This window comes from Vibrio sp. R-1 (assembly GCF_035615595.1).
Classification (GTDB): Bacteria; Pseudomonadota; Gammaproteobacteria; order Enterobacterales; family Vibrionaceae; genus Vibrio; species Vibrio cholerae.
This window is the reverse complement of sequence record NZ_WPDC01000094.1, coordinates 1-12,463: the sequence shown is the minus strand read 5'-3', so window position 1 is coordinate 12,463 and position 12,463 is coordinate 1. Positions and strand designations below refer to the sequence as shown.

Genomic DNA, 12,463 nt, shown 5'->3' with positions numbered 1-12,463 from the left:
CGTCGGTGGCTTTTTAATGGGAGATAGAAAAGGCTTAATCGTTCACTTTTAGCTTTTGGAAATACTCATCGTAAAGCACGCTAGCCTCTCCCACTTCATCTTGCCACTCGCCATTGTCTATCACTGATTGTGGTGGGTAGATACTTGGGTCATTCGCAAACTCTTTGGGCAGTAGGTCATGCGCGGTTTTGACGGGTGTTGGATAGCCGATTTCTAAGGCGATTTTTGCAGCATTTTCTGGACGCAGTAAGAAGTCAATCATCTTGTGGGCGGCCTCGATATTTTTGGCTCCGGCAGGAATTGAGATGCTGTCCATCCAAAAAATGGTGCCTTTTTCAGGCCAGATAATCTGGATTGGTGCGCCTTCTTGACGGGCCATATACGCTGAGCCATTCCATAACATACCTAGTGACACTTCACCAGCGAGGTAAGGGTTGGCTGGGAAGTCAGAGTTAAACACTAAGACATTTGGCATCAGCTTTTTCAGCTCACGGTAAGCGGCTTTAATCTCTTTGGGATTGGTCGTGTTAGGCGAGTATCCCAGCTTACTCAGGGCGATATGGAAGACTTCACGAGCGTCATCCATCAGCATTAATTGACCTGCCCATTTGGCATCCCACAGATCGCCCCAGTTTTTGAGTGATTTTTTATCCAGCATATCGGTGTTAATGCCGATACCCGTCGCTCCCCAGATATAAGGGATAGAGAATTTATTGCCTGGATCAAAAGGCTTATTGAGATAGTTTGGATCCAAGTCTTTGAAATGTGAAAGTTTTGAATGGTCAATCTCTTGCAGCATGCCTTCTTTGCGCATCTTAGAGACAAAATAAGTGGAAGGAACCACAAGATCATAACCAGCGCCTTGCGTTTTGAGCTTGGCATACATGCTTTCATTGGATTCGTAGGTAGAGTAGATAACCTTGATTCCGGTTTCTTTGGTAAAGTCTTCTAGGACTTCGCTCGGGATATATTCAGACCAGTTGTAGAAATAAAGTTCTTGGTCTTTAGCCATTGCATTGGTGGTGAACAATGCTGCTGCGCACAGAGCACTCGCAAACAGTTTATTTTTCATTACGTTCCCATAGTGTATAGAAAGAACCTAACTAGGCGTTGGAGAGGGGAGTATAACAAGATAAAAAAAAAATAGGCAGCAATGGCTGCCTATTTGATGCTTTTCTTAGACCTTATTGGCCAGCTTTCAACTTCATGAAGTACTCTTCGTACTTTACTGTCTTATCGCCAACGGCAGATTGCCACTCAACACGGTCCAGATCTTCTTGAGATGGGAACAGTGGCGCGACATCTTGGAATTTGTCGTTTGAGGCTTTAACACCAGTCAGATAACCTGTGTCGCGTGAAATTTGCTCTGCAATTTCAGGACGTAACAAGAAATCGATCATCTTGTGTGCTGCATCGACGTTTTTGGCACCAGATGAGATGGCGAAGTTATCAACCCAACCGATACCGCCTTCTTTCGGGAAGACTAGCTTGATTGGTAAACCTTCTTTCTGCGCCGCTGCTGCTGAGCCGTTCCACAGCATACCAAGACCTACTTCACCTGAAAGGTAAGGAGCTGCAGGGTTATCAGAGTTGAAAACCAGTACGTTTGGCATCAGCTTTTGTAGCTCTGCATACGCTTCATCAATCTGCTTGTCGTCCGTTGAGTTACCTGAGTAACCCAGTTTACGCAGAGCGATATGGAATACTTCACGCGTATCATCCATCAACATCAGTTGACCTTTTAGCTCAGGCTTCCATAGGTCGCCCCAGCTTTGGAAGTCATTAGGATCATACATGTCGGTATTAACCGCGAGACCGGTAATTGCTACAACGTGTGGAATTGAGTAGTCGTTGTTTGGGTCATAAGGTTTATCTAGGTAGTTGGAATCTAGGTTTTTGAAGTTGCTCAGCTTAGATTTGTCAATTTTTTGCAGCATCCCTTCATCACGCATTTTTGCCACGAAGTAGGTAGAAGGAACTACCAGATCATAACCTTGATTGTGCGTTTTGAGTTTTGCATACAAAGTTTCATTTGACTCATAAGTTGAGTAAATCACTTTGATTCCCGTTTCCTTGGTGAACTGTTCTAGGATGCCGCTATTGATATACGGTCCCCAGTTCATAAACACCAGTTCCTTATCTTCCGCTGCCGCTGTGCCAGACAACAGAGAAAGCGCACATGCGCTACCTGCTAAAAGAGTAGCCAGTTTTTTCATCGACGTTAGCTCCAAACTAAACGTTGCCCTTTTGGGCGTTGCAAAGAAAAACAGAATGACTTCCGTCATTCTGTTTCGCGTGTTTCCAAACGGACGTGGATTTTACTTCACTTTTTCTCTTGCTAACAACTGTGAAGCGACAACAAGTACCAAAGAAACCACAAGCATGACGGTCGCCAGTGCGTTTACTTCAGGTGAAATACCCACTTTCACCATTGAGTATATCTTCAATGGCAGAATTTCGTAGGTTGGCCCTGTCACAAATGAACTGATGATCACATCATCCAGAGATAGGGTAAAGCTCAGTAACCAACCTGCGGCAACCGCAGGTTTCGCCAGTGGCAGGATAATTTTCTTTAAAATCACCCATTCGCCAGCGCCGAGGTCTTTTGCTGCTTCAAGCATCTTAACGTCAAAGCCGTTGAGTCGAGTGTAAACCGTCACCACAACGAAAGGCAGACAGAAAGTGATGTGCGCAATCAACAGAGTGAAGAAGCCCAGTTTTGCTCCCATCACTAAGAATAGAGCAAGCAGCGAAATAGCCATCACAATATCAGGTGACATCATCACGACAAACAGCATGCCACTCACCACTTTCTTACCTTTAAATTGGTAGCGGAAGAGGGCAACCGCCGTCAAACTACCGATCAAGGTTGCTGCAGTAGCAGAAAACACGGCTACGTTGATGGAGTGCCAAGCGGCTTGCATTAAGCTGTCGTTATTCATCAAAGCGTGGTACCACTTGGTGGTAAAACCGCCCCATTTGATACCAAACTTGTTTTCGTTAAATGAGTTTGCAATCAGAACGATGATCGGTAAGTACAAAAATAAGTACACCAAACTCATAAAGCTAAATCTAATTGAACGTCCCATTAGTCTAGCTCCACCTTCTTATTCAAAAGTTTACCTGCACGATAGTAGGCGTACAGCATGATCGCCATGGCCAGAGTCAGTGCAATACTGGTTGCTGCACCAAATGGCCAGTCACGGGCGTTGAGTACTTGGCTCTTAATCACGTTACCGATCAGTAGGTTTTTCGCACCGCCAAGTAGGTCAGCGATGTAGAACATACCGAGGGCTGGGAGCAGAACCAGCAAACAACCACCAATAATGCCAGGCATAGTCAGCGGTAAAATCACGCGAACCAAAGTTTGAAACTTGTTGGCACCGAGATCGCGCGCCGCTTCAATATAAGTGCCATCCAATTTTTCGATAGCCGAATAGAGCGGAAGGATCATAAATGGCAACAAAATGTAAACCAGACCGATCATGACGGCTGTTTCGGTAAACATAATGCGCAGTGGTGCATCAATAAGGCCCAGAGACATTAGCGCTTGATTAAGGATACCTTGCGTGCCGAGTACGATTTTTAAACCATAGGTGCGGATGAGTGAGTTGGTCCAGAAAGGAACAATAATCAAAAACAGCATAAATGGACGCCATTTTTGAGGCATTTTCGCCACTATGTACGCAAAAGGATAGCCAATCACTAGACAGATTAATGTTGCAACAATCGCCATGTAGAACGAGTGCAGCATCACTTTTCCGTATAGTGGATCAAGCAGACGCGTGTAGTTTTCAAAGGTGAATGCAAACTTAATCAGGTTCGCTTCATCACGAGTCAGAAAACTGGTACCAATAATCATTAGGTTGGGGATCAGTACAAACAGCACTAACCAACCTACGATTAAGGTAACAATCGCATTTTGTAGATTAAGCTTTTTGCTCATCATTGAGGACTACCTCCCAGCTTTCAACCCAAGTGACGGCAACTTTCTGTCCGATAGAGTGATCAACATCTGGATCATCTTCGTTAAAGAATTCGCTAACCATCACACACATACCGGATTCCAGTTCTACCACTGATTCCAGAGTCATGCCTTTGTAGGTACGGTCAGTCACGTGACCCACAATGCCTTTTTCTTCTGACTCTTTGATTTCTTCGATACGTAAGTCTTCAGGACGGAGGAGCACTTGCAGCTTGTCACCAGCCTTCACTTCATCTTCATAGTAAACAATCGACTCGATACCTTCGATGTCAACGCGGATGCGTTTTTCGTCGATACGATCGATAGTCGTTGCTTGGAAGACGTTGATTTCGCCGATAAAACGAGCAACAAAGAGATTTTTTGGATCTTCGTAGATTTCACGAGGAGAGCCGTCTTGTTCAATTTTGCCTGAACGCATAACGATGATGCGATCTGACATAGACAGCGCTTCTTCTTGATCGTGAGTAACGAAGATAAAGGTAATGCCTAATTGACGTTGTAGCTGTTTGAGCTCGCTCTGCATTTGTTTACGCAATTTGTAATCCAAAGCGGAGAGCGATTCGTCAAGTAGCAGTACTTTAGGTTTGTTAACCACTGCGCGCGCAATAGCGATACGCTGCTGCTGGCCACCAGAAAGTTGATGCGGTTTACGCTGTGCCATTTCGGCAAGGCGCACCATGCGTAGTGCTTCCATAACACGAGGTTCGATTTCGCTTTGAGGGACTTTTTGCATGCGCAAACCAAAAGCGACGTTTTCGAACACTGTCATGTGAGGGAATAGAGCATAGCTTTGGAAGACCGTATTGACGTGTCGTTGTTCAGCAGGAACTTGAGTAACGTCTTGATCATCTAGCAGAATCTGACCTTGATCTGCAGTTTCAAAACCAGCAATCATTCTTAACACCGTCGTTTTACCACAGCCCGATGGACCTAGGATGGTTAAGAACTCGCCATGATTCACATCAAGATTTAGGTTACCAATGATTTCCTTACCATCGAAACTTTTGCTAATGCCAGATAAACGAATGACTGGCTTTCCTACTGAATGTTGTTCGTTCAACGTCTGTATTTCTCCCACCTCGGCCTGTAGAAAATCCTACTTGTTGGACCTGTAGTTAAACAAAAATAAGGGGCGCATCATAAACACCAAGAGCACGATTTCAAAGTCTTTTTCTCACCTTGAAACAGAAAAATTTTTGCCAGTTTGAATAGAGTTTGTCTAGCATACTGATTTTGCTTAACTCTTAATGCTATCAAGCGGTTAATTATCAATCATATCGACAATAAAGCAAGATGATATTGGTAATCAGATTTTAGCCTGAGCAGCATTTCAGTATAATGAACACAATTTTCACGTTGAAGCGTGACGTTATCCGCGCATTCGACCGAACTAGGGCATTTTATGAATAACGATATCGAAAGAGAGTTCAATCTTGGCGGCTCGGTAGAGAAAGCGCTATCGGGAAGTTATGAATTAAAAGTGGGTGATGTACTCAAGGAAGCTTGGGGTATTACAGTCAAGCACTTTATTAATTTCACGCCTGCCATTTTTGCGCTGATTTTGGTGCAGTTGGCGATTTTTTATTTTGCGTTCAAATTGCAGATCGGCGATCTCTCCGTGATTCTGTCTGTGTTTCAGGAGGGCGGTGCGCTGCCCGAAGGCCTAGTACAAGCCATGTTTATTGCTAACTTTAGCTATGAAGTGATCAGCGCGCCGATTTATGCAGGCATCAGTTTAATGGCGATGAGTCACGCGGCAGGGCTAAAAACCCAAACTCGGCATATCACGAAAGGATTACAGTTTACGATCCCTGTTATCCTCGCCACTCTGTTCAGTTTATTGTTACAAGGTGTGGCAGGGATGATTTTGCCATTCCTTTCTATGTATCTCTCTGTGGCTTTCAGTAACTCATTACTATTGATTTGTGAAAAGAAAGTCCCACCTATGCAATCTTTGTTATTGTCATTGCGAGCAGTGAATAAAAAGATTTTCCCGTTAATCGCTATCTATTCGATCTTGATGGTGCTGTTCATGATGGCCGTACTTCTGTACGGTATTGGTCTAGTGTTGTTCTTGCCTTTCTTCTTTCATGTTAAAGGCATTATTTATCGCAACATGTTTGGCATTCGCTTGAAAATCATCGCAACGGATCAAGCTCAGCCTGACCAACCTGATAGCAACAACTCTTCTGGAATTTTTGATGCATAAGCGAATAGCCATTACCCTGGTTTGGTTAATCATTGTCTTCATCGCCATGTTTGGCGTGTATCGATTTGAGAAACCGAAGAAGTTCAAGTTACCTTTGCTCAGAGGAGAAGTGGTCGGTGCAGCCCCTGATTTCTCTGCAATCCACGACATTGCTGAGCGGAAAGAGGCTTTTTTTAACTACTTAAACCCCGGTGTGAGGTATGAAAATTCGCGGATTCTTCAAGAACGAACACTGTTGAAGCGAATAAAAAAGGATTTTGCCGACGGTCAGCTCTCATCTCACAATCTGGCACAAGCACAACATTTGGCTACTGCGTATTCTGTGGCACTGACAGAAAACAACGTTGATAACGCTTGGTTACAGGAAATGTTTCATCGCGTCGATGTAATACCTGAAGCCTTAGTCTTAACTCAAGCTGCGAATGAATCGGCATGGGGAACCTCAAGATTTGCCAAAGAAGCCAACAACTATTTTGGCCAATGGTGTTATAGCGCGGGATGTGGCTTAGTACCCTTAGCGAGAGCAGAAGGAGCGTTCCATGAAGTGGCTAAATTTGACAGCGTTCAAGACTCAATTCAGAGCTATTTTATGAATGTCAATCGTAATCCGGCTTATCGAGAATTACGTGAAATACGCTTTCAGCTTCGCCAGCAGAAAATCAACCCCAACAGTGATGAAAGTGCTAAAGCGATGAGTAATGGCCTTTTAAAATATTCCGAGCGTGGTGAAGCCTATGTGCGTGATTTACAAGCCATGATGTTAGCGAATCAAGAATATTGGAACGATAATTAGAATGAAATCAAAATCTTACCTCCTACTTGCCCCTTTGTTTTTAAGCCTAAGTGCTCCAGCTTTGGCGCAGCAATATATGTTTACCTACAGCAAGTTGTTCTCTCAAATGAAAAGCAACACAAAAGAAGATCATCCTGATGTAAAAATGGGGATTTTCTTTGTTGATGCACAGAGTAAACAAAACTGCGTGATAGAAAAAGCGTGGATGGAAAAGGAAGAACACTACGAAGAGTTACCCATTGGCCCTAGTAATGAGCTGGTGATCCCACTCGATAACAATCTGAGACAGGCGAATCCACTGGTTTTTGTGAATACACCGCAAGATAAACGCTGTGATTATTCTATGGTGGTGATGGCGAAAAAGTCGTTTGAGGGTAAGGTGACTTATCAGGAAGTTGAGGTCTTGTTGCCGCAGATGCAGGTAATGCTTGAACAGCTTGGCGGCATGTTCGCCAGTTGGTTTACGCCCGCGGTTGAAGGCGTTACCTTAGAATTCGCCCCAGAGACAGAGGGCATGATTACGTTCAGTAATGGTCAATCCATTGCGATTGTGGATCACAAGGCGCAAGTAGCGCTAACGCAAATTGGTAAAGAAGGGTGGATGCAACTGCCGGCTCCAGCTTTGCGAGTTTTACCTTACTTACCTTCTGCAAAAAAGTAAGCTTTAGCGATTGAAAGACATAAAACAAAGGCTGTCAGTAGACAGCCTTTGTTTGTTTTTATGCTTTTGAAGCCACCTAGATATTGGTGACATTTAACTGGAGTGATGGGTCAAACTCCATCACTAAGTCTTCATCTTCCACGACTTGCGGTGCAATTTCTTCTTTATCAAAGCCAATATCACCACCATTAATGACGCCAGAGTTTTTATCAATCGATTTAAAATCGAACAAAGAGAAGTCTGCAAGGTGGCTTGGCACCACGTTTTGCATGGATCTAAACATGGTTTCAATACGGCCAGGGAAGCGCTTATCCCAGTCATTAAGCATCTGTTTTACCGCTTGGCGCTGTAAGTTAGGCTGTGACCCACACAAGTTACATGGAATGATCGGGTAGCCGCGCATATCTGAATATTTGATGATGTCTTTCTCGCGGCAGTAGGCCAACGGGCGAATAACCACATGTTCGCCGTTGTCTGATACTAGCTTAGGTGGCATGCCTTTCATTTTGCCGCCGTAGAACATATTCAAGAACAGAGTTTCTAAGATGTCATCACGATGGTGACCCAAAGCAATTTTGGTTGCTCCTAACTCTTTGGCGGTACGGTATAAGATACCGCGACGCAGACGAGAGCAGAGTGCGCAGGTAGTTTTGCCTTCAGGCACTTTATCTTGCACGATGGAGTAGGTGTCTTCTTCTACGATCTTGTACTCAACCCCCAAACTCTCTAGGTATTCAGGCAAGACATGCTCAGGAAATCCCGGTTGTTTTTGATCGAGATTGACAGCAACCAATTCAAAAGAGATAGGCGCACTTTTCTGCAGGCTCATCAAAATATCCAGCATGGTAAAGCTGTCTTTACCGCCAGATAGACATACCATAATCCGGTCGCCATCTTCGATCATATTAAAGTCTGCAATTGCTTGACCAGTATTGCGACGAATACGTTTTTGCAACTTATTGAAATTGTATTGTTGAGCTTTGGTCAACTCTTGAGTTTGCGCTGTCATTGCTTGCTATCTTAAATCTCAGAACAAAATGAAGTGCGTATGATACGGATAAATAGCAGAGATGCCAGATCTATAGTGTGAAGAGATAAAAAATCCCTGCCATATGGCAGGGACTGTTGGGGAGGGTTAAATGGCTGTCTGTGGATCGAGAGGGCTTACGTAGCCATTGGGTTTGAGGGCAAGCACATCACAGTTAATTTTATCGATGACATGTTCTGCAGTGTTGCCGATAAATACCGCCGAAAGTCCCGTTCTACCTGTCGTGCCCAGAATCACCATGGCTGCATTAAGCTGTTTGGCCGCTTCTGGGATCACATCTTCGGGCAATCCTTGTTGGACAAGCGTTTGCTCTTCACTTAAACCATGTTTTTGGCGAAGAGCCTTCATCGCCGTAAGGTGATGTCCTCGAACCGCATCGGTATAGGTGGTTGGATCAAACTCCGGCAGCTCAATAGTAATGTTGGCTGGAGTGACTGGATAAGCGTTGACAAGATAAGGACTCGCTCCTAAGCGTTTGCTCAAATTAAGGAGCTGTTCGACCATACGATCATTCAAATCAATATGGGTATCTAGCTCAGAGCCAACATGCACAGAGGCAATGATATTGGCATTTTCTGGCCAGTCAGCATTTTTGACTAACAAGACCGGTGTCGGACACTTACGCATCAAGTGCCAATCGGTTGGAGTGAAAATAACGGACTCTAGCATGTCGTGTTTGCGGGTCGCTTTGATCAGGATATCGTGTTCACCCGCAAATATTTCACCAATAATCGCTTCGTAAGGGCGGTTGTGCCACACCACCTTAATGTCAAACTGAACGGATTTATCTAGATAAGGCTCTGCAATGGAGCGCATCCACTGTTCTCGTTGATGGATCACCCCCTTGCGCATGGCATCACGCTCTTCGAGAGAAAGCATGGAGGTCATGTCATAAGAAAAATCGTAAATCGATAGGAAGAAAGTGATATGGCTGACGGAGGTGCTTTTTTGCGCCAGTTGCATTGCCCGAGCCAAAGCAGGTTGTTCATCATGGTTGATATCAGCCACGACAAGAATTTTACTGTAAATGCTCATGAGAAACTCCTTGTTCAGTGAGGAGGTTTGTTAGCTTCACTTTAGCTTAGTTATGAGCAGAGTTTTAGTAAAAAGAAGAGGTATTTGGAAGAAATATGATGTAGCTCATTAAGAGCTACATCATTGAAGTTATTTAGATTCTTTAGAGACGCCAGCCAATTCCATCAATTCTGCATGGTTGAGAATAGTGATGTATTTGCCTTTAACACTTAGGATTTCTGATTTTTGGAAACGACCGAGCAAGCGGCTGATGGTTTCAACAGTAAGACCTAGGTAGTTACCAATATCACCACGTGTCATGGTGAGACGAAACTCTCTTGGGCTAAAACCGCGTTGAGAGAAACGAGTAGAAAGGTTGTACAAGAAGGCCGCTAAACGTTCTTCAGCGTTCTTCTTTGAAAGCAGCAGGATCATCTCCTGATCGCCTTTAATTTCGTTACTCATTAAACGCATGATTTGTTGACGCAGTTTCGGCATTTTGCCAGACAGGTCATCCAAGATTTCATACGGGATTTCACAAACCATGGAGGTCTCAAGCGCTTGAGCAAAGCTTGGGTGCTGATCTCCAGTAATTGCATCAAAACCAACTAAATCACCAGCCAGATGAAAGGCTGTGATCTGCTCATCACCTTGCTCAGTGATGGTGTAGCTTTTAATCGTACCAGAACGAATTGCGTATAAAGATCTCAGTTCGTCACCCGCTTTAAACAGCTCCTGACCTTTCTGGATCGGTTTTTTACGCTCAATGATCTGGTCAAGCTGATCAAGCTCAGACTCATTCAAGGTAAAAGGGATACAGAGTTGGCTAATACTGCAATCTTGACAGTGAATAGCACAACCACCCGATTGAATGCGCTTCGCAGCAGGCTTTTCAGAAATCATAACAACCTTTCACTAATTGATGTACGTCAATATTTTAGCATCGCTTAACCCTAAAGGGTAGTTAAAATACATCAGCGACCTCTAAACCATTAACCCAGATTAATCATCAGCTTTACGGCATCGTAGGCAGTGAATAGCCCATACCCAATCACCAGTATTGCCGCACATTGACGAAATAAATGCGAATTTTGCCAATGCATTAATTTATTGGCTCCCCAGCCACTGGCTAGCATGGCGGGTAGGGTGCCAAACCCAAATGACAACATAATAAGTGCCCCTTGTGAGAAACTGCCTGCCACGGCAGACCAAGTCAACATAGAGTAGACTAAACCACAAGGAAGCCAGCCCCACACAAGGCCGAAGGGTAGTGCATGCCACTGTTTTTTTAGCGGCAAAAGAGTTTTGCCTAGCGGTGAAATCCATGGCCAGATTTTCTGACCGACTTTTTCAAGCCACAGTAGTCCAAACCACCAGCGTCCGATGTAAAGGCCTAATACAATCATCAACACAGCTGCGAAAATTCGAAGCCACACTAAGGCGGATTGAACATCAATGAGCTCTGTCAGTGAAGCGGTGATGCCACCGACAATGCCGCCAATTAAGGCGTAGCTCAGCAGGCGACCTAGATTGTAATAAAGTAGCAGTGCTGGTGAGCTTTTAGACGGTTCAAGGGTGAGCAAAGCGCTAATGCCGCCGCACATGCCCAAACAATGACCCGCTCCCAGCAGGCCTACCACCCAAGCCCCCAAATAATCAGGACTCACCGTTTATCCTTATCTTGGCTCTCTTCATCTTCAAATAAGATGTTGTGGCCTTGGCGCTCAAGATCTTCAAATTGCTCACTTTTGACTGCCCACAAAAAAATACCGACCGCGACACAAACTAACACAATCGCAATTGGGATGAGCAAATATAAGCTTTCCACCGGTTATCTCCCTTGCTTTTTCAGCAGACGAAGTGAGTTGGTCACGACAATAATCGAACTTCCCGACATCCCTACCACTGCAATATAGGGCGCGACTAATCCTGCCACGGCAAGAGGTAAAATCAGTAAGTTGTAACCCAACGACCAAGCAAGGTTTTCGCGAATGATTTTACGCGTTTTCAGCGCGAGCTCTCTTGCCTCAAGCAATTTATCTAAGCGATCACCAATGAGTACCATATCTGCTGAGGCTTTAGCGACATCTGTACCTCCGCCCATCGCAACAGAAATATGAGCACCAGCTAGTGTTGGAGCATCGTTAATACCATCACCAACCATCATAGTCACGTCGGTTTTATTCAATTCTCGTAGATAGGTAAGCTTGTCTTCGGGCTTCGCCTGGGCGACTACCTTATCGATTTGCATCTCATTAGCAACGCTTTGGGCATTGGTTTGTGAGTCTCCTGTCAATAAAGTGATTTTGATTCCTGCAGCATGGAATTTCTCTATAAACGCTTTAGCTTCTTTACGAATTGGATCTCGGTAGTGGAAGGTGGCAACATGTCGTCCATCCAGCGATAAGAAAACACAATTGTGTGCGGAATCTAGTGGATTGCCTAACACAAATTCTGCGCTGCCAATTTTGACTTTTTGTCCTGCAAAGACACCTTCCATCCCGCTTCCGATGATATTTCTTACTTCGCTCACCGTGACATTTTCTGCCTTATAAGGACGAAAGGCTTTGGCTATTGGGTGGTTGGCATGGCTCTCAAGTTCAGCCGCTATCGCCAGACAAGATTCTTTCGTTAATGAATCCAGTGTTTCGACAGTGCTAATTTCAATATTGCCATGGGTGAGGGTGCCCGTTTTGTCGATGACTAAATGATTCACTTTGCAAAGCGTTTCGAACACGTGATTTTTGCGTAAC

General features: G+C 44.5%; 14 protein-coding genes. 3 read left to right on the top strand and 11 right to left on the bottom strand.

Translation table 11 applies throughout. The features are described 5' to 3' along the window. Positions 1-34: 34 nt before the first annotated feature. From GOU96_RS15095 to potA, 5 genes are all read right to left on the bottom strand, one after another. Complete coding sequence (locus tag GOU96_RS15095) at positions 35-1,072, bottom strand: extracellular solute-binding protein (RefSeq protein ID WP_000791554.1); 1,038 nt, start codon at positions 1,070-1,072, stop codon at positions 35-37. A gap of 112 nt (positions 1,073-1,184) precedes the next feature. Beyond that, entirely contained in the window at positions 1,185-2,216 is a 1,032-nt protein-coding gene (locus tag GOU96_RS15090) for an extracellular solute-binding protein (RefSeq protein ID WP_000731892.1), read from the bottom strand. A gap of 102 nt (positions 2,217-2,318) precedes the next feature. After that, complete coding sequence (potC, locus tag GOU96_RS15085) at positions 2,319-3,089, bottom strand: spermidine/putrescine ABC transporter permease PotC (protein WP_000533748.1); 771 nt, start codon at positions 3,087-3,089, stop codon at positions 2,319-2,321. Then, positions 3,089-3,946, bottom strand: a complete 858-nt coding sequence (gene potB, locus GOU96_RS15080; protein WP_172777331.1) for a spermidine/putrescine ABC transporter permease PotB — start codon at positions 3,944-3,946, stop codon at positions 3,089-3,091. The genes potC and potB overlap by 1 nt, the downstream gene beginning before the upstream one ends. After that, positions 3,930-5,063: a spermidine/putrescine ABC transporter ATP-binding protein PotA gene (potA, locus tag GOU96_RS15075; protein ID WP_001881184.1), complete on the bottom strand. Its 1,134-nt coding sequence runs from the start codon at positions 5,061-5,063 to the stop codon at positions 3,930-3,932. Before potA ends, potB begins: the two co-directional genes overlap by 17 nt. Before the next feature lie 324 nt (positions 5,064-5,387). On the opposite strand from potA, the gene GOU96_RS15070 reads away from it, so the two are divergent. Genes GOU96_RS15070 through GOU96_RS15060 form a run of 3 tightly spaced genes read left to right on the top strand, consistent with a single transcriptional unit; the run spans position 5,388 to position 7,648 of the window. After that, positions 5,388-6,194, top strand: a complete 807-nt coding sequence (locus GOU96_RS15070; RefSeq protein WP_001058050.1) for a hypothetical protein — start codon at positions 5,388-5,390, stop codon at positions 6,192-6,194. Further along, positions 6,187-6,987 (top strand): glucosaminidase domain-containing protein, encoded by an 801-nt coding sequence (locus tag GOU96_RS15065; protein WP_258503204.1) that lies wholly within the window; start codon positions 6,187-6,189, stop codon positions 6,985-6,987. The genes GOU96_RS15070 and GOU96_RS15065 overlap by 8 nt, the downstream gene beginning before the upstream one ends. Before the next feature lies 1 nt (position 6,988). Then, on the top strand, positions 6,989-7,648 hold the full coding sequence (locus GOU96_RS15060; RefSeq protein ID WP_000837783.1) for a DUF2987 domain-containing protein: 660 nt from the start codon (positions 6,989-6,991) through the stop codon (positions 7,646-7,648). Positions 7,649-7,724: 76 nt separating this feature from the next. Here GOU96_RS15060 and ttcA read toward each other — a convergent pair whose 3' ends face one another. The 6 genes from ttcA to GOU96_RS15030 all read right to left on the bottom strand — a co-directional run. Next, on the bottom strand, positions 7,725-8,657 hold the full coding sequence (ttcA, locus tag GOU96_RS15055) for a tRNA 2-thiocytidine(32) synthetase TtcA (RefSeq protein WP_033932558.1): 933 nt from the start codon (positions 8,655-8,657) through the stop codon (positions 7,725-7,727). A gap of 126 nt (positions 8,658-8,783) precedes the next feature. Then, a complete protein-coding gene (uspE, locus tag GOU96_RS15050; RefSeq protein ID WP_000029912.1) occupies positions 8,784-9,731 on the bottom strand; it encodes a universal stress protein UspE in 948 nt (315 codons plus the stop codon). Between the two features lie 129 nt (positions 9,732-9,860). Next, positions 9,861-10,613: an FNR family transcription factor gene (locus GOU96_RS15045; protein ID WP_000622582.1), complete on the bottom strand. Its 753-nt coding sequence runs from the start codon at positions 10,611-10,613 to the stop codon at positions 9,861-9,863. Between the two features lie 89 nt (positions 10,614-10,702). Next, positions 10,703-11,377, bottom strand: coding sequence for a sulfite exporter TauE/SafE family protein (locus GOU96_RS15040; protein WP_042988044.1), 675 nt, complete (start codon positions 11,375-11,377; stop codon positions 10,703-10,705). Further along, entirely contained in the window at positions 11,374-11,538 is a 165-nt protein-coding gene (gene ccoS / locus GOU96_RS15035) for a cbb3-type cytochrome oxidase assembly protein CcoS (protein WP_000445305.1), read from the bottom strand. Before ccoS ends, GOU96_RS15040 begins: the two co-directional genes overlap by 4 nt. Before the next feature lie 3 nt (positions 11,539-11,541). After that, the coding region (locus GOU96_RS15030) for an HAD-IC family P-type ATPase (protein ID WP_324701994.1) at positions 11,542-12,463 on the bottom strand (922 nt) is incomplete at its 5' end.